We start from the raw sequence: 24,727 nt of genomic DNA on the forward strand, positions 1-24,727 counted from the left end.
GAAAGAGTATGGTGACTATAAGTAGTATTACGTTCTGTAATAGTGAGGCGGAAAACCGGCGTGCATGACTCCCCTACCTTTGACCCCGCGCAGCTCAAGAGCTTTTTGGCCGTGGCCGAAACCAGGAACTTCACCCGCGCCGCCGAACGCCTGCGCGTCAGCCAACCCACGGTCAGCCAGCACGTCCGCAAGCTGGAGCAGGCGGCCGGGCGGATCCTGGTGGCCCGGGACACCCGCGAGGTCAGACTGACGGACAACGGTGACGCGATGGCCGGCTTTGCCCGCACCATCCTGGCGGCCAACGACGCCGCCACCCGCTACTTTTCCGGCGCCGCCATGCGCGGGCGCCTGCGCTTTGGCACCGCCGACGATCTGGCCATCACCGGGCTCCCGCGCATCTTGCGCGAGTTCCGCCAGCTGTACCCGCAAATTAATCTGGAACTCACCGTCAGCCAAAGCGACCAGCTGCACCGCCGGCTCAAGTCGGGGGCCCTGGACCTGGTGTTCGTGAAATGGGTATCCGGGGCGCAGGAAGGCGAAGTGGTCAAGCAAGACACGTTCGCCTGGGTGGGGCTGGAGGAAACGGTGCTGGAACCGGGCGCACCCGTGCCGGTCATCGTGTACCCGGCACCGAGCCTGAGCCGAAAATTGGCCCTCGACGCCCTTGAGCGGGCCGGAAAGACCTGGCGGGTCACGTGCACCACCAAGCAGATCAGCGGGGTCCTCGCAGCGGTACGTGCGGGGATCGGCATCGCCGCCATGCCGACGTCGTTGGTTCCCGATGACCTGAAGATCATCACGAAACGCTTTGCCCTGCCCCCTGTGGGAGACGTCGACTTCACGCTGATCCGCAACCCACTGGCCAACACTGAGGTTGTCGACGCCCTGACGCGGGCCATCATGGGACGCAAGCTCACACCGCTGGGCAGGAGGTAACGCACAGCCCGTGGGCGTGCGGGCAGCGGTAGACTTGTCTGGTTATGATGCGAACCATGTTTAAGTCCAAGATCCACCGTGCCACCGTAACCCACGCCGACCTGCACTACGTCGGCTCCGTCACCGTTGACGCGGACCTTCTGGACGCCGCCGACATCCTTCCGGGCGAGCTCGTTTCCATTGTGGACGTCACCAACGGTGCACGCCTGGAAACGTACACGATTGCCGGCGAGCGCGGCTCCGGCGTCATCGGCATCAACGGTGCCGCCGCGCATCTGGTCGATGTTGGCGATCTGGTCATTCTTATGACCTATGCCCAAATGAACGACGCCGAGGCCCGCGCCTTTGTGCCCACGGTGGTCCACGTGAATACCGCCAACACGATCGTCAAGCTGGGTAGCGACCCCGCCGAGGCCGTCACAGACGGGCTCTTGCGCCCCGTCCTGGCACAACACCGCTAAACCCCACCTATAGGGTGGGAAGCGTGTCACCAACCAACGTTCCTGCCACGGAGGCGCCGTGCTAGCCGTCATCGAGGGCTTCTCCGTCGTCTGGCTCGTCATTTTGGTGGGCTTGTTCGTGGGCCGAACGAAGGTGCTGGGCGAGAACGCACAAGTTGTCCTGAGTAGACTCTCTTTCTTCGTGGCCAGCCCTGCCTTGCTGGTGGGGACCTTGGGCCGGGCCAACCTAACGACGATTTTCGCTGAACCCCTTTTGGTGGCCGCTATCAGTGCGGTCTTCACGGCCGGCGTGTTCTTGCTGATCACCAAACTTTGGCTCAAACGCCCGCTTGCCGAGGCGCTGCTTGGAGCTATGTCCTCTTCGACGGCCAACGCCGCCAACCTTGGCATCCCCATCGCCGCTTATGTCCTAGGTGATGCCGCACTCATTGCTCCCGTGCTTGTTTTCCAGCTGGCTTTCTACACGCCCTGCTATTTGCTGCTGCTGGACAGCCTCACGAGCGGGCGCAGGGCCACCCCGTGGCGTGTGGTGCTGCAGATTTTCCGCAACCCCATGATCCTTGCCACCGCGGCGGGGCTCATTTTGGCCGCCACCGGCTGGACGCTGCCGGATCTGCTCGCCGAACCCATCCATTTGATCGGCGGTGCGGCGATCCCCGCGATTCTCATGGCCTTTGGCATGTCACTGGGCGCCAACAAGCCGCTGTCGGCAGCGGATGGGCGGCGCGCCGACATCTTGCTGGCCACCGGGTTCAAGCTGGTGGTGCACCCGTGCGCCGCCTTCCTGCTGGGACACGTCGCGCTGGGCATGGACGGGCCCGCACTTTTTGCTGTTGTGGTGACTGCGGCCCTCCCAACGGCCCAAAACGTTTACGTGACGGCGCAGCGCTACCAGGTTGGCGTTGCTGCGGCCAAGGACACGGTGCTGATAACTACCATCCTGGCCATCCCGGCCATGTTCGCGGTGGCATTCTTGCTGGGTTGAGCTTCTCTTCCATTTCTAGAACATATATTCGTGAATTTTATCATCTTATCTATTGACATGGTCTATGTATACGAGAAGAATGATGGTATGAGCAGTCGGGCGAATGACCCCGGACGCCGGGGTGGCGACACCACCACACTGGATGTGGCGGCACTCATCTCTGCGATTACCCTTCCCCCCATTGAACGCTTCGGCGCTGACAGCGCTCTCCTTACCGGCCTTCCTGCCTATACGCCGTGCCCGGTCCCGAACCCGGAACCCTTGTCGCGCGTTCTGGTTGCGCGAAGCGTGTATGACAATGCCGTTGAGGCTCTCGCGGCGCTAAAACGGCTGGAGGACGCCACGGCTGCGTGCCGGGCAGCGCTCATTGACAGGCTCATGGGCGCCGCGTTTGTCGAAGGCACCTCTCTGGCATTGGATCGTTGGCAATCCGGGATGTCAGAGCAGTCGGCACGGACTGAGATCGCCGCCGTGCTCTGTATTCCAGAAGGCACTGCCACCACCATGGTTCGTCACGCCACCGAACTGGTGGGATCGCACCCAGCCACGCGAGACGCTTTGGCCGCGGGAAAATTGTCCTGGCGGCATGTTGGAACAGTCATTGACGAAACCGACACTCTCTCTCAAACCCCCGGCATGACCCCGGAGGATCTACACGATTTCGAGCAGCACCTCCTGAAACTGGCGCCGGGGTCAACTGCCACGAGGTTCAAGTCGAAGGCCCGCCGCCTGCGCGAAGGTACCCACCCGGAATCGCTGCCCGTGCGTTCGAAGGAGGCGATCTTGGCGCGGGCCATGACCATGGAGCCTGGCCGTGACGGCATGTCATGGCTGACCCTGCACCTCCCCGCGCCCGCGGCGGAGGGCGTCTGGGTCCACTGCACCCGGCTGGCACGCAAACTCCAATGCCCCGACGAGAACCGCACCCTTGCCCAATTGCGCATCGACGTCGCTGCGGCACTGCTACTGGGCCAATCACCCATAGACCAATCCAAGGCGGGCCAATCGACCCTGGGCCAGCATCGCCTCACGGCCCCACTCGGAGAGGGGCGCTCCGACGGCGCACCCGACGACGGACACTTCGACGACGTGAGCTTCGTTGGCGCCGCCCGCGGCAGTGGCGGCGTTGACCCTGGCGCTGTCAGCACTTTCGGAGGCGACCCCCTCCAGGGCGACCCCCTCCATGGTGCCGCCGTCCGGGGCGCCGGCGCTATAGGCGCTGTCGGAGCTGTCGGAGCTGTCGGCGCTGATCCCGACGGAGATGAAGGCGCGCCCTTTGATCCGGCCCCCTGGGATTTATCAAAGAAAAGTTCATTCGGCGATTGGCCCGACTCCCCCATTCTCAAGGGGATCCGGATGGCTGCCCCTGGGTATCTGGACGGTGTGGTCGATGGAATTCCGGAGGACCCGATGCAGGACTACTTGGACATGCTGGCCGCCACCCGTGCTGGAAAGGTCATCACGGAGCCTCCGCTTCCCGAGGCCCAGATCCTTCTCACAGTCCCCGTTCTCGGAGCCCTGGGAATTACCAATGAACCCGCCGAACTCATCGGATACGGACCAATACCGGAAACCACTGCCCGGAAACTACTAGCAAATTCCAGCACCTTCCTGCGGCTATTCACCGATCCCATCACCAATGAGCCACTTGAGATGAACCCTGACAGGTACAGGGTCCGCGAGTCAGAGCGTGCCGTGCTTCGCGCCATGGCGCAGACCTGCTATTTTCCCAACTGCACCGGCCCTGTCCTGGTCACCGAGCTGGACCACGTCCAAGCATGGGAAATTGGTGGGAAATCCACACCTGACAACCAAAGACCCGCGTGTGCACGGCACCATGCCCTCAAACATTTCAGGGACGACAAGGACAAACATGGCCGCTCCCGCCGTGACCGGGATCCGGATCGGGCAGGTATCCGGCTCCGCGGATGGAAACCTTCCACCACACCCGACGGCCGGATCAACTGGCAATCTCCCTCCGGCCGCGTGCATCCAGGCCCGCCGAGGGAACTGCGGCCACCTGCCTACCCGAAATGGCTCAAGAAGAAGATCGCCAGGGCCCTTCACCCCACCCGTGTGCCACCCGCAGTACCGCCAAGCAGCGCCCGGACAAGCAGTGCCCAACCAAGCAGCGCCCCGCCGAGCATCATCGAGCTGATCCTGGCCGGGAAGCATGTCGAATACCGCCGCCCTGAGCATAGGTAGCCGCCGGCGGCGCGGCCGGATCAAATGTCAGGAATGGCAGGAATGCCAGGGGACTATGCCGTGATGGCCTCGGAAATTCGTTGCCGCGATCGCCCCACCGCCTAGAGTGCCATGGATGGTTACGGGGATTAAAACACGCACGTTTGAGCAGTCGCAGATTCTCGTGAAGTGGTTGCGTCACGAAATCCGGATGGGCGCGATCAGCGTGATATTCTTTGACCCGCTATACAGGGGCCCGCTGGGCCGCGCCTGAGCTCCCTTCAGAAAGTACCACTTGGTCATGGCGTCGATCCAGCAGCATTCATCCTTGAGCAGCCTCCAGACAAAGTCAGTGGGTGGCAGAAGGTCCAGGACACTAGCCACGCTACTCACCATCGGTGTTGCTATGGCAGGAAGCCTAGTGATGGCCGCACCGTCCTCCGCAGTACAACCTGCCACAACAAGTTGTACGCAGACTAACGCCGGAGTCCTTTGCAGCGTATCGTTCTCCTTCGCAGGTGCCGAGCAGCAGTTCATAGTCCCGGCCGGAATCACGTCTATCTAAGGCCACCGCAATCGGCGCCAAAGGCGGACGACCGGAACGGAGTGGTGTGCTCGGTGGCAGCGGCGCGTCGGTGTCGGGGTCGTTTACGGGGATTGCAGGGCAGCCACTTTTCGCTGAGGTGGGCGGCAACGGCTCCCACTGGATTCCAGGTGGCGTTCTAGCACCCGGTGGTTTCAATGGCGGCGATGCACCCCCTTACTATGGCGGCTTCTACGACCTCGGGGGTGGCGCTGGCGGGGGGCCTCCGATGTGCGTACCTCGAGCGCGACGGACGCCGGAACTCTCACGTCCCGACTCGTGATCGCTGGCGGCGGTGGACTGGAAGGTACAGGAGGCGGCGGCCTCTACGGCGGCCGCGCTTCCACGTATGGCGGCGGTGGCGGCGGCTCGTCTTTTGGAGTGGATAACGGCCTTACGAGCAGCCCTGCGTCGGTCACGTTGACGTATGTCTCCGCCGTTGCCGATCTTGCCATGACACCGACGACCACAGTAGTCGGTGCAGGGACGTCCACCACATTCAGTGCTACAGGGACTGATTCCCGGGGTGACAGTTGGAACGCGACTGCGTCCACAACTCTCACCAGTTCGGACGCCTCGGACACGGTGACCGGCAACAGCATCCGATTCGGCACGGCCGGTCCACGAACGATCACCGGAACCCATGGCGCGACGTCAGCCGCCACCGGCGTATCCGTCACGGTCGGCCCCTGGCATCACTCAAGATCGACCCGTCGGCGGTGACTGTCATCGCCGGCAACGGTGAAACCTTCAGCATCACCGGGTATGACTGGGAGGCCAACTCTCTGGGCGACCTCACGGCTCGCACAACGTTCACGAGCAACGCGTCCGTCGATGTCATAGATGGTTCGAGAATCACGTTCATGCAATCGGGTACGCGCGTCATCACGGCAACCGTCGGCTCACTGCAAAGTGCCATCACCGTTGAGGTGAGCGCGGCGCCTGTTGCAGACAATGCATCGAGCCCCACCAATACGCCAACTGCATCCGGCAGTCCACTTGCATCGACCGGTTTCGAACACCAGCTTCCGTTCATGGGCGGTGTGGCTGCTGTGCTTCTCGGCTTGCTAACGATGCTTACCATCACACGGCGACGTCGACCCGCGCGGACACAAGACTCGGGAACAGTAGTTGGCCCAGTACGTGCCCCTGGCTCGGCCAGGGGCACGTACTGGGCGTCGGGAGGTGCCTGCACTTGGCGTCTTCCGCGACATCATCCGCGTGGGTCCGAATTTCTGCCCAATGAAGAATGTGACGCACGGTACGCTGTCACCATGGCTATCAAGACCCCTGCAGAGATCATCGCATCGCTCCAAAGCGGCTACACCTTTTCCGGTTCGTCCATCTCCTTGGGCGCCGCCATGGTGGACGGGCAAATTCGTCCCGAGGCGCAGGTCGGCCTGCCCCTGGCAATGATGAACCGGCACGGACTCGTCGCCGGAGCCACGGGAACCGGCAAGACCGTCACGCTGCACATGATGGCCGAGCAACTCTCCACTGCTGGCGTTCCCGTCTTCATGGCCGACATCAAGGGAGACCTCACCGGCCTCGCCACAGCCGCCACCGGCAGCGAGAAACTCACGGCCCGCACCCAAGCCCTAGGACAGGCGTGGGAGTCAAAAGCGTTCCCGGTCGAATTCCTGGCGTTGGGCGGAAACGGCAACGGCGTCCCGGTACGGGCGACCGTCACCTCCTTTGGCCCCATCCTGCTCTCCCGGGTCCTTGGCCTGAATGAAACACAGGAGTCCAGCCTGCAATTAGTGTTCCACTACGCGGACACGAAGGACCTGGAACTTTACGACCTGAAGGATTTGCGCGCCGTCATTCAATTCCTCACCTCCGACGACGGCAAGGCGGACCTGGCCGAGCTGGGCGGCCTGTCCAAGGCGACGGCCGGTGTCATCTTGCGTAACCTGATCACCCTCGACGCCCAGGGCCTGAGCCAGTTCTTTGGCATGCCCGAGTTCGACACCGCCGAACTGCTGCGCATCGCCCCCGACGGCCGGGGCGTGATCACGTGCCTGGAACTGCCCAGCGTGCAGGACAAGCCGCTACTGTTCTCCACTTTCCTGATGTGGCTGCTGGCTGACCTCTTCCGCGATCTACCCGAAGTGGGAGACCTGGAAAAACCCAAACTGGTGTTTTTCTTTGACGAGGCCCACCTGTTGTTCAACGGTGCCAGCAAAGCCTTCCTGAACGCCATCACCCAAACCGTGCGGCTCATCCGGTCCAAGGGTGTGGGCATCTTCTTTGTCACCCAGACCCCCAAGGATGTCCCCTCCGACGTCCTGGCCCAGCTGGCCAACCGCGTCCAGCACGCCTTGCGCGCCTTCACCCCCGACGACGCCAAAGCGCTGAAGGCGACGGTGTCAACCTTCCCCCTCAACGATTACAACCTCGAAGAAGTGTTGACCAGCGCCGGGATTGGTGAGGCGGTTGTGACCGTCATGAATGACAACGGCGCACCCACCCCCGTGGCGTTGACCCGCCTGCGCGCGCCCGGTTCGGTCATGGGGCCCAGCACGGAGGACACGGTTAAGGCTGTCATCGCCGCATCGTCGCTGCTGCCCACCTACGGAACCGCCGTGGACCCGGTCTCCGCCTTCGAGAAGCTGCAGGCACCCACACCAGCCCCATCGACAGGCCCCGCTGTGGGCGCTCCTCTGCCACCGCCGCCCGCGCCGGTCAATTTCCCTGCCTCAAGGAACGACGGCGGCACCATGGCCTCCGACGTCATTGATGTCCTGGGTGGCGCGCTGGGAGGCGGGGTGAAGAGCATGATGCGTTCCATGGGCACCTCACTGGGCCGGAATTTGATGCGGGACATGTTTGGCACCGCACCGCGCAAACGCCGCCGCTGACAGCGCCGGCAGCCGGGTATCGGGGCGGATTCAGGTCATCCACGTGCGAACCGGTACAGTGGAACAGGTGACGAACGGTGCCAAACTTATCAAGACAGCCGCCGCGTGGCTGCTGATTCTGATGCTGGCCATCGCCGCCGCCATCGTGACCATTGTGGTGGTCAACAAGAACTCCTTTGGACCGCAGGAGCCGGTGCACAGTTACTTCTCTGCCCTCCGTGCCGGGGACGGGGCCAAGGCCTTGGGCCTGCTGGGTGCCCGGGTTCCGGATGCCAATGCGGCAGTTTTGGATGGCCCCGGGCTTGCCAAGTCCCAAGCGGAACTCAAGGACGTGAGCATCGGTGATCCGCTCGACGCCCCGGACAATCGCAAAAGCGTTACGGTGTCCTACACCGTCAACGACACCCCCCGATCAACAGAATTCTTGCTGTCCCCGGGCCCCAAGCATTGGCTTTTCTTTGACAGTTGGACGATAGTCCCCAGCACGTTGCCCACCCTCAATGTCTCAGTGGTCAACGCCAACGAGGCCATGATTAACGGCGTGCCCGTCAACATGCCTGATGGCAAGAATTCCTTCAGTTTGTTTTACCCCGGTGTTTACGACGCAGAGTACCGCTCGGACTTGTTTGCCGCGCCGGCCGTTCAGCGCACGGTGAGCAATCCGCTCGACGCCGTCCCCGCCGTCGCACTGTCCACCGGCCCCACCACTGAGCTGCTCTCCCAGGTGGACGCCACCATCCGCTCGTACCTTGATGCCTGCGCCGCCCAGTCCGTGCTAATGCCCACAAACTGTCCCATGAGCGCGGCCACGAACAACAGGGTGGTCTCCGCCGTCAAGTGGGGCATTGTGCAATACCCGGTCATCACCATTTCCCCGTACGCCGGGACTTGGGTCCTTGCGCCGCTGACGGTCCAGGCGCAGGTGGAATACGATGAGCAGAACCTTTTTACGGGAGTGACGGCGCCGGTGAAGGTCGTAGAGGAGTTTGGCTTCACTGCCAAGCTCGCCATCGACGGCACCACCGTGAGCGTTACTCCCGTGGTCAGCTACTAGGCCCAAACACCCTAGCCAGAGACTCCCTAGTCCATACCCCGAAGGTCTAGGGCCAGCTCCGTGGCACCGTCTGCGCTCAGTAGCACCGGGATGCCCCAGTCCTGCTGGTAGAGGTGGCAGGCGGCGTGGTCAGGAATCTCGCCGTTGGCGTCTTCAGGACCGTCGCAGGCCGCGGCGCGGGCCGTAAAGTGCAAGATGCCCTCGGGCACGTCCGCGGAGAGCGTGAGAGTCCTTGACAGCCCCACCGACGTGCCGCTGCCCGCCAGGAGGAGCTCCGGCGGGGTGGCGGAAACCTTCAGCTGGGTGGGGTCACCCCACCGGTCATCGAGTTTCTGTCCTGTAGGGGCCGAAAACCGGATGGTCAGCGCCAACTCTCCGGGCGCCACCGGCGTCTTGGGCCGCTGCGTCTGTGCGGCACCCTCATCAACCTGCAAGGCGTTCTTGGGCAGCGGCAGGCGGATCAGCTGATGCTTGTTGGCCTCCACCACAATGAGCAGCGGCACCTCTCCGGTTTCATCGAGCAACACGTCACTGGGCTCTGCCAGGCCGCGGGCCAGCGTGGTGACCTGCCGTGTGGCGGGGTCGTAGCGGCGCACGGCCCCATTGTAGGTGTCAGCGATGGCCACAGAACCATCGGGCAGCACGGCAACGCCAAGGGGGTGTTGGAGCCGGGCCTGGCCCGCGTCGCCGTCGCGGAAGCCAAAGTCAAAGAGGCCTTCACCGATGGCGGTTTCCACGCTCACGGCCCCGTCGGGCGCAAACCGCACCACACGCAGCGCCGACGTCTCGGAGTCGGCAACCCAGATGTTGCCTTGGGCGTCCTCGCTCACGCCCGAGGATTGGGCAAACCAGGCCTGGTCGGCGGGGCCGTCGAGTAATCCTTCCAAACCGTTGCCGGCCACAATGGTGACCGCGCCGGTGGCCGGGTCAAAGTCGAAGATTTGATGGGTGCCGGCCATGGCGATGACAACCGTGTTCAGTGCGGCGGAATACGCCACGTCCCAAGGCGAGGACAGGGCCACCTCCAGCGGCGCGGTGCCCAGATGGGAAGTGGAGGTGCTGGCGCCGTCGTCGTTCACACGGGCAGGACCTGCCTCCAGGAGCCGCTGCACACCGCTTCCTGCAACGGTGCGTACCTCTCCGGTGGCCAGGGTGAGCCCGCGCAGGCGGTGGTTAACGGAGTCGGCCACGACGACGTCGTACCCCACTGCCGCCGCCAGCTCGCCCGGGAGCAGGGCCAGGCCCTGGGGTTCGTTGAACTCCGCTACAGCGGCGGAACCGTCGGCGAAGCCTTTGGTGCCGGAGCCAATCGTGGAGATGACGGTGCTCAGGTCCGCAGCCATCTCCACGAGGCGGTGGTGGCCGGTGTCGGATACTAAGAACGTGCCGCCGGGCAGCGGCAGCACCTTGCCCGGGAAGCGCAGGTCACGGGAGACCGGTTCGGGGGCAACGTAGGGGCCGTCGCCGCGGTGCAGAGTGCCCTTGGCCTCATGCTCGGCTATCAGTTCCGGGATCAGCGATTCCAGGCCGGCGGCGTGGCCCTCACCGGAGAGGTGGGCCACAATGTAACCCTCGGGGTCCACCACCACCAGCGTGGGCCAGGCGCGGGCAGAATAAGCCTGCCAGGTGATCAGCTCAGGATCGTCCAAAACAGGGTGCTGGATGTCGTAGCGCTCAACGGCTGCGGCCAGGGCCACGGGATCCGCTTCGTGCTCAAACTTCGGCGAGTGCACACCCACGGTGACGAGCACATCCTTGTACTGCGCCTCCAAGGGGCGTAGTTCATCGAGCACGTGCAGGCAGTTGATGCAGCAGAACGTCCAGAAATCCAGAAGCACAATCTTGCCGCGCAATTTTTCCAGATCTAGTTCAGCACCGCCGGTGTTCAGCCAGCCGCGGCCCTCCAGCTCGGAGGCGCGAATGCGCAGCGTCGAGGCGGTCTTCGTTGAGGATTCCACTAGCGCGTTTCTCCTTGGGTAGTATCCGGGGTTTCCGGTGCAGATGATTTGGTGGGCGCCAGCGTACCGGCTTGGCCCGCCACACGGCTGTGATGGGCTGGATCGATGGTGGCATCACGCGCAGCCAGCTCGGCGAACATGTTGTTGTAAGCGTCTAGGTCGGCGTCCTTATTCCTGTCCGCGGCCCTGTCCTTGCGCTTGGTCTCACGGGCGTCGGACTTGGACCACATGTACGCCACACCCATGGCGATGGCCAGGGTGGGAATTTCACCCACACCCCAGGCGATGCCGCCGGCTGTTTGCTGGTCCATCAGGGCTGAATCACCCCAGGCCCGGCCCATGTTGCCGAAGTAGTCGCCGGATAGTAGGGAGGTGGCCATCATCATGGATACGCCAAAGAAAGCGTGGAATGCCATGGTGGCCAGCAGCAGCAGCAATCGCAGCGGGTACGGTGCCCGGCGCGGGAGCGGATCTGCGCCGATCATGCTCTGAACAAAGATGTACCCGGTGAGGGTAAAGTGCACGATCATCAGCTCGTGGCCCACGTGGTAGCGCATGGCCAGGTTGAACGCCGGCGAGTAGTAGAACAAGATCAGGCTGCCGGAAAAGTTGGCGGCGGCAAACAGCGGGTGCGTCACCAGCTGCGAGTACTTGGAGTGGACCAGCACCAGGATCCACTCGCGGACGCCACGGCTGCCGTCCCCGCGCGGGGTCAGGGCCTGCAGGGCCAAGGAGACCGGAGAGCCCAGGGCCAGGAACAAGGGGGCAATGACCATCAGGGCCATGTGCTCCACCATGTGCGCGCTGAACAGGACGGCACCGTAGACGGCCGTGCCGCCGGAGGTGATGTACACCAGAGCGATCAGACCCACAAACCAGGAAACACTGCGCAGCACCGACCATTTGTCGCCGCGGCGACGCAGCTTGATCATGCAGGCCAGGTAGAGCGCACCTGCCACCAGGGCAAAAGCCACCCACAACCAGTCCATCCGCCACTCGCTAAACCAGCGCGAAAATTCCAGCTCCGGCGGCAGCGGATAGCCGGTGAGGATCTGTGCGGGCGTCAGCGCCGCTTCAACAAGTTCCCGCGACTGGGGCGGTGCCGAACGGCTCAGGCCCACAGCCACGCCGCTGGTGATGCCCATGATCAACAACTCACCAAAGACCAACTGCCAGAGCAGGCGGCGGGCGCGCACCGTCGTCGTACTTTTCGCACCGCCGGAGAGCCGGGGAATGATCCAGCTCCTGTGCATGTAGCCGATCACGCCCAGCAGGATCACGGCAACGGACTTGGCCACGATCAGCTGGCCGTAGGAGGAGTAGAAGAGGTCGTGCCAGTTGGTGATGCGGATGGCCGCGTTGACCACTCCGGATCCGGCCACCACGGCAAAGGCGACAATGGCCAGGGCCGAGAAGCGTTGAAGTGTTTGGGCGGTGACCTTGCCCAGCACGCCCGAGACCACCACTAAGACGATGATGCCTCCCACCCACAGGGAAGCGCCGCTGATGTGCAGGAACAGCGAGTTCACGGCACCCTTGTGGTCTGCGCTCGAGGCGGAGTGGCCGATCAAGGACTGGGGCACGAAGGACAATAGAGCAAGCACCAGGGGCACGGCCAGCCCGCTCACGGACCGTAGGCCAAAGACCAAGGTGGTGACGACGGCGGCGCAAATGACCACCATCAGCCAGGCCTGGCCCTGGGCCAGTTGGGTCATGAAGAACACCAGCTGCGCCGTGTAGTCGTTACTTCCCGTGATGGCCATGCCGGAGACACTGGAATAGGTCAGCACCAGGACGGCAATTGCGGACAGCGTCCACACGCACCCTGCCGCGGCTGCCAAGGTCATGACGCGGGTGAACGCCGGATGCTCCGGGCGTGGCTTGTCCGGCCCTGTCCGGGCGTTGCCGGTGTGCGGACGGTGCGTCTTGAGGTCTTTGGGAAGAATGACGACGGCGAACAACAAAGCTCCCACCACCGTTGCCAGCGCCAAATTGTGCACAGTGGTGGCAACGGGTAGCCCCCACCGGGTGAGGGCGCCAGGATCGCGCAGCTGGGCTGCCGCGGTTGCCCCCGTCCACAGTAAGGAGGCGACAACGCCGAGCGTGGCCGACGCCAGGCCAAGCCACCACCAGCGGCTGCGAATGCCATCGGCAAAGGTTCCCCCCACAAGTGTGGCGTCCTTGGCGGGGCCAGGCGTGGAGGGGTCAGGGCGGGATGCAGTGGCTGCTTCTACTGGTGACACTCCTCCATTGTCTTGCACGGAGCGAGGATAGCGCGAATCAGTGAGCTTTCAGGAACCTCTTGGTTTTGTTGTGGCGCACTGGCTGGGTGTTAAATGCGCGAAGGCGGCCCGTGTTGCGCAGAGCGCAACCAAGGGGCCGCCTTCGTGTGGAACTGTCTGAAAACTAGTTCTTGACAGCAGCCTTCAGCTTGGAGCCTGCGGACAGCTTGACGCTGTGGCCTGCTGCAATCTGGATGGTCTCGCCGGTCTGCGGGTTGCGGCCGGTGCGAGCTGCACGGTCGGTGCGCTCGATGGAGAGCCAGCCCGGGATGGTGATCTTTTCGCCGGCTGCAACCGAGCTCTCGAATACCGAGAAGAGTGCATCCAGGACGCCGTTTACTGCCGTCTGGCTGGTCTCAGCCTTTGCTGCAACTTCAGCAACCAATTCGCTACGATTCTTAGCCATGTTTGTCCTCCTGGACGATCAAGAAAGTTCTTTTCCACGCGGTTGCGTGTCAACCACTGCTAGCGAACATACCAGTTATTCCGCGAATTTCCGGCAAATTTCCTTGGTTTTTGGCGTTTTTCGGGCAATTTCACCCGGATTCTAGGGAGATTTCGCTCTCAGCCAACAACCACCGGGCTGGGAACCACCGGTGTGGACCGGAAAAACGTATGCAAAAAGGGCGGCAACCCGAAGGTCACCGCCCAAATTACAACCGGAAATCAGTGATTACCAGCTGGACTTCTTGATGCCAGGCAGTTCGCCAGCGTGCGCCATCTTGCGGAAGCGTACACGGGAGATGCCGAACTTCTGGAGCGTTCCACGCGGACGGCCGTCGATGGCGTCGCGGTTACGCACGCGTACCGGTGAGGCGTTGCGGGGGAGCTTCTGCAGGCCCAGACGGGCTGCTTCCTTCTCTTCCGGGGTGGAGGCCGGGTTAACGAGGGCCTTCTTCAGGGCGAGACGCTTTTCGGCGTAACGCTCCACGATGACCTTGCGCTGCTCGTTCTTCGCGATCATGGACTTCTTAGCCATAGTCTTAGCGCTCCTCTCGGAATTCGACGTGCTGACGGATCTTGGGATCGTACTTCTTCAGGACCAAACGGTCCGGAGTGTTACGACGGTTTTTGCGGGTTACGTACGTGAAACCGGTTCCCGCGGTGCTCTTCAGCTTGATGATCGGACGTACGTCCTTGTCTTTTGCCACTAGAGCTTCACCCCACGAGCCAAGATCGAGGCAACAACGGAGTCAATGCCGCGTACATCGATGGTCTTAATACCCTTGACGGAGAGCTGCAACGTAACGTTGCGGCGCAAGGACGGTACCCAGTAGCGCTTCTTCTGGATATTCGGATCGAACCGACGCTTGTTGCGGCGGTGCGAGTGCGAAATGCTATGTCCAAAGCCCGGCTCGGCTCCGGTCACCTGGCAATGTGCTGCCATGATCACTCCTAAATAATGAATGGGAACGGTTCACTGGTGTAAACCGTGCGGGTAGGCGGCGTTCGTCCTTGGACAGCATGATCCCCCACGTCTTTTTCAAGATGGATGGGACCGAACTTGGTCCGATGAATACTTCGAAGGCACGCAACTTGAGCCCCTAACTACCGGCCCACGGGAGGATAATCACCGCAAACCGGAGCAATTGCACACGCTCCGCGCCACCTAGCGCCTACCCAGTCTAGTGGAAAGTTGGGGTTTAACGCGAATTGGCCCATATCATGCTCCGCGTTAAAGAAGGAAGCGGCGTCCCGGGGCCTTGGTCCCGGGACGCCGCTTCCCTCATCTAGGTGCTAGCTGTGTACCGAAGTACGACGGCGACGCACCAGCACCAGCGTCAGGCCCAGTGCCAGCAGGCCGAGGCCACCGGTCAGCAGGACGGCATTTTGTGCACCCGTGCTAGCCAACGGGGTGACCGTGGCCGTTACTGCTGCCGTGGTGGTCGACGTCGGCGTGCTCGTGCCCGGTGTGACCGGGGCCGCGTTGACCACTGCGCTCTGGCCAGCAGCGTTTGAGGTCAGGTACGTTGCGTCACCACTGTAAACGGCGGTGACGTCGCTGTTGCCCAAGGGAAGTCCCTTGATACCCAAGGCCGCCTGGCCATTGGCGACGGCAACAGCCGGGCCCACGGCCTTCCCGCCAACACTGAACTGCGCGGTGCCGGTGAGCTGGAGGCCTTCCTGGGCGCCAGAGATGGTGGCCGTTGCCGTGACGACGTCACCGACGTTGCTCGGTGACGGGGAAACCGAAAGGACAGCAGTGGTGGGCAGCTTGTTGACCTGCTGGGCCAGTTCATCGCTGGCAGAACCGGCAAAGTTCCCGTTGGCATCAAACGTGGCGGTCACCTGGTTAGCACCGGCCAACAACGTGCTGATGGGCAGGGTTGCCACGCCGTTGACCAGCGGTGAGGTGCCGATGGTTACTCCGGCCACGCTGAACACGACAGTGCCGGTGGGAACCATGGCCGGGTTCACATCTTCGGCAGCAGCGCTTTCGGCAGCCTTACCAGTACTGTCCGGCTGCTCTGTATTCTGACCCTCAAGATCGGCTGCGACCGTGGCGGTGAAAACGGTCTCCTGGCCAACATTGGTGGCGTTGACTGAGGACGTCAGTGCAACCGTTGTTCCAACATCAGAAACGGTGGTTTCAGCCGTACCTTCGGAAGCCTCAAATGACGTGTCGCCACCATAGCTGGCCGTCAGCGTGTGGGTGCCAGCACTAAGGAAGGGAATCTCCAGTTCAAGGGATCCCCACTTCATTAAGCGTTCCGGTCTGGGGTGTCCCGCCATTCCATGAGTAGGTGACCGTGCCGCTGGGGGTTACCCAGCTGTTAGCGGTCCGATTCACATCGATGTAGGCGAAGTCAGTTTGACCGTATACCGGGCTGCTCGGCAGCCAAACGTCGGTCGTCGTGACATCCTTGTTCACCGGGAGCGTTGCAGAGCCGTCGGAAGTGGCATGCGTGGTGGTGCCTGCAAAGCGGGCGCACACCGAAGCGTTGGCAGGTGCCTGCACTGTTGCCGTCCCGTTCACCAATGTGCCAGCCTCCAGAACCGTTCCGGTCCCGCACACGCCCGAATACAAGGTGAAGTCGCCGCTGACCGGCGTCCTGGTGCCTGCAACTACTGTGTTGATGGTGTAGCCAACGTTCTGACCCACCAATGCCGGGTTCGGGCTAGCCGTCACCGTGGTGGTGGTGGGCTTGAGGTTTACGGTCACCGTCGCGGTCCCGTCGGAGCCGTTGTATTCAGCGGCTCCGCCAAAGCTGGCACACACGGAGGCATGCGCCGTGGCGTTCACCGTCGCGGTTCCGTTGCTGAGATTTCCGTTGCCTAGGAGAGCCCCAGTGCCGCAGGCGCCAGCGTACAGGGCGTACGGGCCACTGACGGGCGTCGTGGTTCCTGCAACCATCGTCTTGACGGTGTAGGCAATGGTGTCCCCGGCAAATGCCGGGTCGGGGGTAGCCGTCACCGTGGTGGTGGTGTCAACTGTGTAGCTGATGCTTACGCTGCCAACAGTTCGGGCACCATAATTTACTGTGCCTGCGACGCTGGAGCCAAGGAAGCTGGAGCCGCCACCGCCGCCAGCGGAGGCCTTGCCGCCCCCGGCTCCACCACCACCTGCTGCAGACAAAAACGCGGCGCCGCCGCCGTCAGGATTGCCGGTGGCAGCCCCGGCGGAGCCTTTACCACTGCAGCTTCCGCCACCAACTCCCCCGACCATCCCGGCCTGGAGGGCATCCGCGCCAACACCGCCAGCACAACCGCTAGATCCATCCCCGCCGGCGCTACCCGCGCCGCCGCCACCGGCGGCCACAATCTGGTCAATATTGTTGATCTGGACGCCAGCTGCCACTCCACCGCCAGCACCGGCAGCTCCCCGACCCCTATAGGAGTCATTGCCACCTTTTCCACCGGCGTAGAGACCGCTAGCAGCAGAGGCGGGGCCTCCCGGTGATGCGACGCCCTGGGCGGCACCGACCATTTTCACAACGTCTCCGGGGGTCACGGATGCGGTGCCCGAAACAAGAGCGCCTGCCCCTCCGAGTGGACCCTTTGCCGAGCCTCCGCCGGAAGCACCCTGCGCCACGATCGTAAGCTTGGTCACCCCCGCGGGGACAGTGAACGATGACGACCCAGTGCCTGAGACCGAACGTGTGATGGGCGTCGGTGCCGGTGTTCCCGCCTGTGCCGGCACCAATCCCACGGCCGTGACGCCTAGCGCCACCATCGCCGTGGCGATAACCCCACCGGCTGCTCTGAGCAGCGCCGGTTCCCTCAATTTGGACATTGCCAAATCCTTTCCCTCTTCAAAAATTCCGCGGGACAGTCGCCCCCTACGGGTGACGTTACGGATCAAGACGAAGCGCCACATCGGTAATCGCTACGTATTTTTTGAGGGAATTTCTTGCAGGAATTCTTGCGGAGGGGAAGGTGCTTTGCGGGCTGTGCGCCGAAAGTTAGTGCGGCTTGCGTAGTTCCGGCCAGCGTGCCAGGAGGTTGTCACCTGATGACACTCCGCGCAGGCGCCGGCCTACCCAGGGACCCACATATTCCTTGGTCCAGGCGGCGTTGTCCTTCATGACCTCCGCCCTGGTCTTGATGGGAATGGGCGGCAATTCCGGCATGGGGATCCGTGCGGTCTCGCCGAGTTGCTCAAGGACCCTGTTGGCCATGTTGATGTGGCCCGGCGTGGACATGTGCATCCGGTCAATCCCCCACAGCCGCCAGTCGTTGTACTCCCGGAAGCGCCAGTAATCCACGAGTTCAGCACCGTGGGTCTGGGCAACCTCACGCACCAGCTCGTTGTAGATAGCGGTGCGGCCGCGGATGCTGGCAAAGACCTTCGAGGAGCTGGCATCGTAACCGGTGAAGACCAACACCCGGGCGCCAGTGCCGGCCAGCTTTGCAATCCCGGACGAGTAATGGCCGACCATGGCATCAATGTCCACCTTGGGGCGCAAAATGTCATTGACGCCGGCATAGATGGTAACCAGTGTGGGTTTCATGGCCACGGCCACATCAATTTGTTCTGCCAGGATCTGCCCCAACTTCTTGCCCCGGATGGCGAGGTTCGCGTAACCGATGGTCTCCCCCGGATGGGCCAGTGCCAGCTGTTCAGCCGTCCTGTCCGCCCAGCCGCGGACCTGGTTGGGCAGCGAGGGATCCGTGTCCCCCAGTCCTTCCGTGAATGAATCGCCCAATGCCACATATCGTGCCGAAAATTCCATGTTTTCTCCTTGTAATCCATCCCAGCGTGCCGGCATCTTCCACCGCAGCGCGGAGCCTTAACTAGGCTTATCCTATGTGTGTGACCCTATGGGCTGCCCTGCGCTAAGCGGGGTGATCACCGACCACGTTGGCCGGCCCAGGGCGAAACTCCACAACGGCCCCCGGCGCGTAAGGGCCGACCGATACTGATTCCTACCCGACTGGCTCCAGCGATTCGCCGGAGGCAATGAGGGCCGCGTAGGCGCCGCCGGCATCCCGGAGTTCGGCCGGTGCACCAAGCTCCACCAGGGTCCCGCCGGCCAGCACGGCAAGCTGGTCCGCGTCCTCCACGGTGGAGAGCCGGTGCGCAATGGTCAAGGTGGTCCGGCCGACGGCCAGGCGGTCAAGCGCTGCCTGCACCTGTGCCTCGGTGGTGTTGTCCAGGGAGGAGGTGGCCTCGTCCAGGACCAGCACGCGGGGGTTGCGCAAAATGGTGCGGGCAATGGCGAGCCGCTGCTGTTCACCACCGGAAAACCTGTGCCCGCGGGCACCCACCAAGGTGTCCAGCCTGTCTGGCAGACCGGCGATGAGATCGGCAATGTGCGCCGAGGCCAGTGCGCTCCACAGGACGGCGTCGTCCGCGTCGGGGGCGGCGAGCAGCAGGTTTTCCCTGATGGTGTCGTGGATTAGGTAGCTCTCCTGGGACACCACGCCCACAATCCGGGCCAGCACATCCGGGGCAATCTTGCGCACGTCCACGCCGTCAATGGTGATGCGGCCGGAGGTGGCGTCGTGCAGCCGGGGCAGCAGCGCCCCGAGCGTGGACTTGCCGGACCCGGTGGGGCCCACCACTGCGGTGGTGGTGCCGGCACCAAGCGCAAGGTCGATTCCATGGAGAACTTCGGCACCGCCGTCGTACGCAAAACGGACGCCCTCAAAACGAACCTCGCCGCGCACGGTGGCCGGATCCAGAACGACGGGACGGATAGGGGCGGTGACCTCGGGCACCAGATCCAGGTATTCAAAGATCCGGCTGAACAGAGCCATGGCCGTGACCCACTGGACGCCGAGGTTCAGCAGGCCCATGATGGGGCGGAAGATGGTGGCTTGCAACGCAGTGAACGCCACGATCGTGCCGATGCTCATGGTGTTTCCGGGGAGACCGCCGGCAAAGTAGATCAGTGCCGGGATGGCCGAGAAGATGATGCCCATGGTGGCCATCCGCCAGCGACCGGCCAGCTGGGAGCGCAACTCCAGGCCAATGAGCCGCTCGGAGCTTGCGGTGTAGCGGCGGGCGTCATGGCCCGTGGTCCCCAGAGTCTTCGCCAGGCGTACGCCGGAGATGCTCAACCCCTCCTCGACCTGCGTGTTCATAGTGGCAAGTTCGGCCTGCATCGTGGCGGTGATGTCGCGCCGCAGCAGAGCCACGCGGCGAGAAAACCAGACCGCGGGTGGGATGACCAGCAATGAGAGCAAGGACAGTTGCGGGGACAGGACCACCATGGCCGCGGCAGTGGCGACGGCGGTGGTCACATTGGAGGCGACGCCGGTAGCGGTGGAGGTGATGACAGACTGCATGCCGGCGATGTCGTTGTTCAGCCGCGACTGCACCTCGCCACTGCGGGTCCTGGTGAAGAAGGCCAGCGACTGCTTCTGCAGGTGGGTGAATAGGCGGGTACGCAGCGTGTGCATGATTTTCTGGCCCATCGCCGTGGTCATCCACGTCTGCACCACGCCGATCATGGCGGTGGCGGCCGCCACGGCAATCATGGCCCCGGCCAGCCACGCAAGCATTTTGATGTCTCTGTTCGGCAGTGCGGTGTCGATGATGCCGCGGACCAGGAAAGGCTGGGCAAGGGAGACGACGCTGGAGGCGCTGATCAGAAGCACGACGGCGGTGATGGTCACCTTGTGCGGAGCGAACAGGGCCACGATGCGTTTGAGGCTGACTGGTTTTAGTGCGAGCTGCGTGCGGTCTGCGGGATTGATACGTCCGGGGCCGCCGGGGCGCGGGGAGCCGGCAGATGGTGCAGGTTCTTTACCGAGGATATTCTCCGTCATGGGCTACACCTCCAGATGGTGTGCGGGGTGCGGAACTCGCACCAAGTTATACCGAGGTTACCTCACTATGTGGTTGCCCGTCAAATTAGGTATGCTGTTGACCATGGCTTCACTTGATAATTCCGCCGATCTTGGCGAACTGTTTCACGAGGCATTCCGCGGACTGCGCCGCACATGGGCCGAGCAGCTGGCCCCGTGGGAGCTGACACCGCACCAGTGGCGGGCGCTCATGACGCTACTTCGCCGCGGCACGCCGGAACCAGAAGCATTACGGCTCAAGGACTTGGCAGAACGGCTGCGCATTGCCGCCCGTTCCGCCACCGAGGTAGTGGACCAACTGGAGGCCAAGGGCCTGGTTCGGCGCGAGCGTGACCCCTCCGACCGCAGGGCCACACTGATTGCCGCCACCGACACGGGCCGTCAGCTCTATGCGGACGTCCGGGCCGAACGTCGCGACAAGTCCAACGAGTACTTTGCCAAGCTCCCTGAAGAGGACAGGGCCGAACTGGCCCGGATCCTGGGCCAACTCCCCACTAGCTTTCCCTGCGCCGCAGCACCCCTCTTACAGCCGTTATCGCAGCAATAGCGTCTGGTTTAGGCGCAGACGCGGCCGGCTTGGATCACTATTCTGGAGCGGCCCTCATCCCACAGGGCTGCAGGGTCCTCGAAGGGGTTGCCGTCAAGGATCAGTACGTCGGCGTGGGCGCCGGCACCGATCCGTCCGATCAACGGATCCTGCAACAGCTCGGCGTTTACCGAGGTCATGGACCGCAGCGTTTCCAGCATTCCCGCGGCCTGAACCTGTAGGCGGACGCCGGCCAGCTGTTCGGTTTCCAGCGCCCCCATGAGGTCCGAGCCAAAACCCACCTTGACCCCGGCTGCGAGCGCCAGCTCAATGGCGGTCTTGCCAGCCGAGAGCACCTCGGCGTTTTTCGCCTGGGAAACCGGGTGCAGCCCCAGCTCTTCACCGAAGCGGTCCATGGCGTAATAGGCGGCCAGGGTTGGCACCAGGAAGCTACCGTGGTCAGCCATCAGCGCCGCGGTTTGAGCATCCAGAAGGTTGCCATGCTCAATGGAGCGCACACCATTCTCCACCGAGTGCCTGATGGCCTCGGGCGAGTATGCGTGGGCGGCCACATAGCTGTTGCGGCGCGCGGCTTCCTCCGTGACCGCTTGGATCTCCTCGGCAGAATACTGCGGAACCCGGATGGGATCGGTCAAGGATACGACGCCGCCGGAGGTCATGATCTTGATGGCGTGACTGCCGGTGCGGAACCTGTTGCGGACGGCTTTGCGGAGATCGTCCACGCCGTCCACCACATCGCACATGTGGCCGTGGCTGAAGCACAGGTCCAGGTCCTCGGCGCGGGGGTCGCCATGTCCACCGGTCTGGCTCAGCGCCGGGCCGGTGAACAGGTAGCGCGGCGACGCGAGCACCCCTTCGCGCCCCGCCTTGGCCAGACCGATGTCCCCGCCGGCCACGTCGCGCACCGTGGTGAATCCGCGCTTGAGCGCAGCCCCCAACCGTTGCGCACCCACCAGTGCCGCGTAGCTCAGCGGGCCTCTTTCCACCTCGAAGCCGCCCAGTCCGACGGCGTAGGCGTGAAAGTGCGCGTCGATCAGCCCCGGGACCACCACGTTCCCCCCTGCGTCGATGACCTCACCGACCGGTGCCACCTCCCCAACATCTTCGATGACGCCGTCGCGCATCACAATTGACCCCTCGGTTAGCACCGGTGAGGAGCCGTCAAAGATCAGCGCATTCGTGATGGTCAGCAGTGAGGTGGCGGCGTTGGGCATGGTGAAGTCTCCTTGCAATCCGGAAAAACCTGCATGATCCGGACGTTGCTGGCATGATTGAATGCCATCTTAGCGGTGTTATGCCTGCGCAGCTCCGGAGATGTTGACCAGCCACGGCACACCGTACTTGTCGGTGCACATACCAAAGATGTCACCCCAGGGGGCCTTGTTAAGTGGCATGGTGATAGTGCCGGCGCTCGAGAGCTTCTCCCAGTAGCCGCTGAGTTCGGCCTCATCCTCGCCGCTGAGCGAGACCTGGTGGTTGGTGCCGGCCCTGAACTCGATGTGGCTGGGTGTATCCGAGCCCATCAACGCCAGTCCGCCGTCGGTGACCAGCGAGCCGTGCATGATCTGGTCCAGCTCGGCTTCCTCGACGCCGACGCCGGATTCGCGGAAGGTGCTCAGTGTCAAGTCACCACCGAATACGCTCTGGTAGAACTCCATGGCGTCCTTTGCGTTGCCGCGAAAGCCAAGGTACGGGTTGAGTCGCGTTGTCATGCCTGTCTCCCTTTTTGAAGGTGTGGATGCAAGGTGTGGATGCAATGCATTATGCCCCCATTCCCGGCCCGTGTCAGCGGTTATTCCGGCAACGCTCGCCCCTGACGCCAATACCCCATAAAGGCGACGGCGTTGCGGTTCATGCCGACCTCGCTCACCAAATAGCGGCGCAACTCCCGGACGGTGGCCGCCTCCCCCGCTATCCACGCATAGAGCCCGGCCGTGGGCACCGTTCCCGGTGTTTCCCACAGGATGGTGGCGTCCACGTCGACGTCGTCGGGTTCCTTGCCGCGGAGGCAGGCGGCAGGCACCACAACGGTGCGGACATCACGCTCGAGTGCCTCCCCGTGGGCGTTGCCATTGCGCGCATGCCAGCGGATATCCACCTTGGCGGCTGTGGACATGTCCAGAAAATCTTCCGCCGTGGGCACTTCTAGCACGGCATGCCCTCTGACGTGGGGCGGCAGCGATTCCAGGATGGCGGCGATGGCCGGAACCGCGGTCTCATCGCCCACTAGCAGGACGCGTTGGGGGTCGCCGGGGGCAAACTCGATGCCCAGGCAGTCGCCCCAGCGGGCGCACGGGCCGATCAAGGTCATGGGATCGCCCGGCCGTGCGGCGGCAGCCCATTCTGCGGCAGGTCCGGAGTCGCCGCCCAGGTGCAGCACAAAGTCAACGTCCAGCTCGCCAGGACGCAAGGCGCGCACGGTGTAGGTGCGCATCACTCCCCGCGTGGACTCATCGAGGGAGCGCCACTGCTGGTACCAGTCATCGCTCAGCGAGCCGCGGACCGAGCGCAGTTGCGGCAGGGCGTGGCCCGGTGAGGGGATCAGCAACTTGATCCGCAGGTCCAGGGTCAACCCGTCGGCGTTGCTGCCGAACAGGTCCAGCTCGGGACCTGTAAATGTGATGCGCAGAAAGTGTGGCGTCAACAACCGCGCGGCACCCACTCGCACCTCAAACGCCCTCATGGGGCGGATTGCTTCCACCTCATTGTCACCGTCATTGTCACCGAGTTCCACGATTGTCGAGCTCATGCGTGCACGCCTTCCGTCATAGTGATCTCTGCCAATTTGCTGGCCGCAGCATCCGCCAGCAGCGCCGCCCGCCGTCCCATGGGGACCACCATGGGCGTGCCCACCACGGGATCGGGCACCACCACCGATTCCAGCCCGAAGACATCCCGGACCAGTTCCGCAGTCAGCACCTCCCCCGGCGCGCCCTGGGCCAGTATGGACCCGGCTTTCATGGCGACAAGGTGGTCTGCGTACCTCGCGGCCAGGTTCAGATCGTGCAGCACGATGGCTACGGTGGTGCCGCGCCGGGCGTTGAGCTCGGACACCACGTCCAGGACCTCCACCTGGTGTGCCAGGTCCAGGTAGGTGGTGGGCTCATCCAGCAGCAGCACGTTGGTTTCCTGGGCCAGCGCCATGGCTATCCACACGCGCTGGCGCTGCCCGCCGGAGAGCTCGTCAATGCTGCGATCGGCCAGCTCGGCCGTGCCGGTGACATTCAGCGCCGCGGCCACGGCGTCGTCGTCGGCCGTGGTCCACTGCCGGAACCAGCCCTGGTGCGGGCTGCGGCCGCGCCCCACCAGGTCCGCCACGCTGATCCCGTCCGGGGCGGTGGGGGTTTGCGGCAGGATGCCCAGCTCGCGGGCCAGTGCGCGGGTGGGGACCTTGTGAATGTCCACCCCATTGAGGTGCACGACGCCGGCACTGGGCGGCAGCAGCCTAGCCAGACCGCGCAACAAAGTGGATTTTCCGCACGCGTTGGCTCCGACGATGATGGTGACCTTTCCGGCGGGCAACGTCAGGGACAGCTCCTCCACGATGGCTCTTGGGCCATACCCCAGCGACAACTCGCGGGCGGACAGGATTGCGGACTCTTTGGATGGGTGGACAGCCATC

At 63.5% G+C, this 24,727-nt stretch carries 21 protein-coding genes; 7 read left to right on the forward strand and 14 right to left on the reverse strand.

Annotated elements, in window-relative coordinates; genetic code table 11:
- Nucleotides 1-60: 60 nt before the first annotated feature.
- From AOC05_RS14625 to AOC05_RS14655, 6 genes are all read left to right on the forward strand, one after another.
- Nucleotides 61-936: a LysR substrate-binding domain-containing protein gene (locus tag AOC05_RS14625; protein WP_062007865.1), complete on the forward strand. Its 876-nt coding sequence runs from the start codon at nt 61-63 to the stop codon at nt 934-936.
- 44 nt (nt 937-980) lie between these two features.
- On the forward strand, nt 981-1,397 hold the full coding sequence (gene panD, locus AOC05_RS14630) for an aspartate 1-decarboxylase (protein WP_062007866.1): 417 nt from the start codon (nt 981-983) through the stop codon (nt 1,395-1,397).
- A 58-nt stretch (nt 1,398-1,455) separates the two neighbouring features.
- Nucleotides 1,456-2,382, forward strand: a complete 927-nt coding sequence (locus AOC05_RS14635) for an AEC family transporter (protein ID WP_062007867.1) — start codon at nt 1,456-1,458, stop codon at nt 2,380-2,382.
- Between the two features lie 87 nt (nt 2,383-2,469).
- A complete protein-coding gene (locus AOC05_RS14640; RefSeq protein WP_062007868.1) occupies nt 2,470-4,587 on the forward strand; it encodes an HNH endonuclease signature motif containing protein in 2,118 nt (705 codons plus the stop codon).
- 1,836 nt (nt 4,588-6,423) lie between these two features.
- Nucleotides 6,424-8,010, forward strand: a complete 1,587-nt coding sequence (locus AOC05_RS14650) for a helicase HerA-like domain-containing protein (protein ID WP_062009832.1) — start codon at nt 6,424-6,426, stop codon at nt 8,008-8,010.
- Nucleotides 8,011-8,053: 43 nt separating this feature from the next.
- Nucleotides 8,054-9,064, forward strand: coding sequence for a hypothetical protein (locus AOC05_RS14655; RefSeq protein WP_154606314.1), 1,011 nt, complete (start codon nt 8,054-8,056; stop codon nt 9,062-9,064).
- Nucleotides 9,065-9,090: 26 nt separating this feature from the next.
- Here the strand turns inward: AOC05_RS14655 and AOC05_RS14660 are convergent, their stop codons facing one another.
- The 10 genes from AOC05_RS14660 to AOC05_RS14705 all read right to left on the reverse strand — a co-directional run bounded on the left by AOC05_RS14660 (nt 9,091) and on the right by AOC05_RS14705 (nt 20,519).
- Nucleotides 9,091-11,022 carry an NHL domain-containing thioredoxin family protein gene (locus AOC05_RS14660; protein ID WP_186759157.1) on the reverse strand — a complete coding sequence of 644 codons (1,932 nt, stop codon included), beginning with the start codon at nt 11,020-11,022 and terminating at the stop codon, nt 9,091-9,093.
- Entirely contained in the window at nt 11,022-13,265 is a 2,244-nt protein-coding gene (locus tag AOC05_RS14665) for a cytochrome c oxidase assembly protein (protein ID WP_420480368.1), read from the reverse strand. The genes AOC05_RS14660 and AOC05_RS14665 overlap by 1 nt, the downstream gene beginning before the upstream one ends.
- Nucleotides 13,266-13,428: 163 nt before the next feature.
- On the reverse strand, nt 13,429-13,710 hold the full coding sequence (locus tag AOC05_RS14670; protein WP_062007871.1) for an HU family DNA-binding protein: 282 nt from the start codon (nt 13,708-13,710) through the stop codon (nt 13,429-13,431).
- Between the two features lie 267 nt (nt 13,711-13,977).
- On the reverse strand, nt 13,978-14,283 hold the full coding sequence (gene rpsN / locus AOC05_RS14675) for a 30S ribosomal protein S14 (protein ID WP_062007872.1): 306 nt from the start codon (nt 14,281-14,283) through the stop codon (nt 13,978-13,980).
- A 4-nt stretch (nt 14,284-14,287) separates the two neighbouring features.
- Nucleotides 14,288-14,455 (reverse strand): 50S ribosomal protein L33, encoded by a 168-nt coding sequence (rpmG, locus tag AOC05_RS14680; protein WP_044574616.1) that lies wholly within the window; start codon nt 14,453-14,455, stop codon nt 14,288-14,290.
- Complete coding sequence (gene rpmB, locus AOC05_RS14685; RefSeq protein ID WP_062007873.1) at nt 14,455-14,691, reverse strand: 50S ribosomal protein L28; 237 nt, start codon at nt 14,689-14,691, stop codon at nt 14,455-14,457. The genes rpmG and rpmB overlap by 1 nt, the downstream gene beginning before the upstream one ends.
- A gap of 350 nt (nt 14,692-15,041) precedes the next feature.
- Complete coding sequence (locus tag AOC05_RS14690; protein WP_062007874.1) at nt 15,042-16,007, reverse strand: Ig-like domain-containing protein; 966 nt, start codon at nt 16,005-16,007, stop codon at nt 15,042-15,044.
- Entirely contained in the window at nt 15,988-17,538 is a 1,551-nt protein-coding gene (locus AOC05_RS20455; RefSeq protein WP_062007875.1) for a hypothetical protein, read from the reverse strand. Before AOC05_RS20455 ends, AOC05_RS14690 begins: the two co-directional genes overlap by 20 nt.
- Nucleotides 17,539-17,707: 169 nt before the next feature.
- Nucleotides 17,708-18,478, reverse strand: coding sequence for an SGNH/GDSL hydrolase family protein (locus tag AOC05_RS14700; protein ID WP_062007876.1), 771 nt, complete (start codon nt 18,476-18,478; stop codon nt 17,708-17,710).
- 193 nt (nt 18,479-18,671) lie between these two features.
- Complete coding sequence (locus tag AOC05_RS14705; protein ID WP_062007877.1) at nt 18,672-20,519, reverse strand: ABC transporter ATP-binding protein; 1,848 nt, start codon at nt 20,517-20,519, stop codon at nt 18,672-18,674.
- Nucleotides 20,520-20,622: 103 nt separating this feature from the next.
- Between AOC05_RS14705 and AOC05_RS14710 the strand changes: the two genes are divergently transcribed.
- The gene (locus tag AOC05_RS14710) at nt 20,623-21,105 is read left to right on the forward strand and encodes a MarR family winged helix-turn-helix transcriptional regulator (protein ID WP_157375001.1); all 483 of its coding nucleotides are present in this window, start codon (nt 20,623-20,625) and stop codon (nt 21,103-21,105) included.
- An 8-nt stretch (nt 21,106-21,113) separates the two neighbouring features.
- On the opposite strand, the gene AOC05_RS14715 is transcribed toward AOC05_RS14710, so the two are convergent.
- The 4 genes from AOC05_RS14715 to AOC05_RS14730 all read right to left on the reverse strand — a co-directional run bounded on the left by AOC05_RS14715 (nt 21,114) and on the right by AOC05_RS14730 (nt 24,726).
- Nucleotides 21,114-22,319: a metal-dependent hydrolase family protein gene (locus AOC05_RS14715; protein WP_062007878.1), complete on the reverse strand. Its 1,206-nt coding sequence runs from the start codon at nt 22,317-22,319 to the stop codon at nt 21,114-21,116.
- Nucleotides 22,320-22,397: 78 nt separating this feature from the next.
- Nucleotides 22,398-22,817 carry a VOC family protein gene (locus AOC05_RS14720; RefSeq protein WP_062007879.1) on the reverse strand — a complete coding sequence of 140 codons (420 nt, stop codon included), beginning with the start codon at nt 22,815-22,817 and terminating at the stop codon, nt 22,398-22,400.
- 80 nt (nt 22,818-22,897) lie between these two features.
- Nucleotides 22,898-23,854 (reverse strand): siderophore-interacting protein, encoded by a 957-nt coding sequence (locus tag AOC05_RS14725; RefSeq protein WP_082358009.1) that lies wholly within the window; start codon nt 23,852-23,854, stop codon nt 22,898-22,900.
- A complete protein-coding gene (locus AOC05_RS14730; RefSeq protein WP_082358010.1) occupies nt 23,851-24,726 on the reverse strand; it encodes an ABC transporter ATP-binding protein in 876 nt (291 codons plus the stop codon). The genes AOC05_RS14725 and AOC05_RS14730 overlap by 4 nt, the downstream gene beginning before the upstream one ends.
- Nucleotide 24,727 lies beyond the last annotated feature (1 nt).

The organism is Arthrobacter alpinus (assembly GCF_001294625.1).
Lineage (GTDB): Bacteria > Actinomycetota > Actinomycetes > Actinomycetales > Micrococcaceae > Specibacter > Specibacter alpinus_A.

Excerpts from the sequence above, each read along its gene's own strand:
- panD (WP_062007866.1), top strand. The coding sequence starts at position 981 with ATGATGCGAACCATGTTTAAGTCCAAGATCCACCGTGCCACCGTAACC.
- AOC05_RS14640 (WP_062007868.1), top strand. The coding sequence starts at position 2,470 with ATGAGCAGTCGGGCGAATGACCCCGGACGCCGGGGTGGCGACACCACC.
- AOC05_RS14650 (WP_062009832.1), top strand. The coding sequence starts at position 6,424 with ATGGCTATCAAGACCCCTGCAGAGATCATCGCATCGCTCCAAAGCGGC.
- AOC05_RS14670 (WP_062007871.1), bottom strand. The coding sequence starts at position 13,710 with ATGGCTAAGAATCGTAGCGAATTGGTTGCTGAAGTTGCAGCAAAGGCT.
- rpsN (WP_062007872.1), bottom strand. The coding sequence starts at position 14,283 with ATGGCTAAGAAGTCCATGATCGCGAAGAACGAGCAGCGCAAGGTCATC.
- rpmB (WP_062007873.1), bottom strand. The coding sequence starts at position 14,691 with ATGGCAGCACATTGCCAGGTGACCGGAGCCGAGCCGGGCTTTGGACAT.
- AOC05_RS14690 (WP_062007874.1), bottom strand. The coding sequence starts at position 16,007 with ATGAAGTGGGGATCCCTTGAACTGGAGATTCCCTTCCTTAGTGCTGGC.
- AOC05_RS20455 (WP_062007875.1), bottom strand. The coding sequence starts at position 17,538 with ATGTCCAAATTGAGGGAACCGGCGCTGCTCAGAGCAGCCGGTGGGGTT.
- AOC05_RS14700 (WP_062007876.1), bottom strand. The coding sequence starts at position 18,478 with ATGGAATTTTCGGCACGATATGTGGCATTGGGCGATTCATTCACGGAA.
- AOC05_RS14705 (WP_062007877.1), bottom strand. The coding sequence starts at position 20,519 with ATGACGGAGAATATCCTCGGTAAAGAACCTGCACCATCTGCCGGCTCC.
- AOC05_RS14710 (WP_157375001.1), top strand. The coding sequence starts at position 20,623 with ATGGCTTCACTTGATAATTCCGCCGATCTTGGCGAACTGTTTCACGAG.
- AOC05_RS14715 (WP_062007878.1), bottom strand. The coding sequence starts at position 22,319 with ATGCCCAACGCCGCCACCTCACTGCTGACCATCACGAATGCGCTGATC.
- AOC05_RS14720 (WP_062007879.1), bottom strand. The coding sequence starts at position 22,817 with ATGACAACGCGACTCAACCCGTACCTTGGCTTTCGCGGCAACGCAAAG.
- AOC05_RS14725 (WP_082358009.1), bottom strand. The coding sequence starts at position 23,854 with ATGAGCTCGACAATCGTGGAACTCGGTGACAATGACGGTGACAATGAG.
- AOC05_RS14730 (WP_082358010.1), bottom strand. The coding sequence starts at position 24,726 with ATGGCTGTCCACCCATCCAAAGAGTCCGCAATCCTGTCCGCCCGCGAG.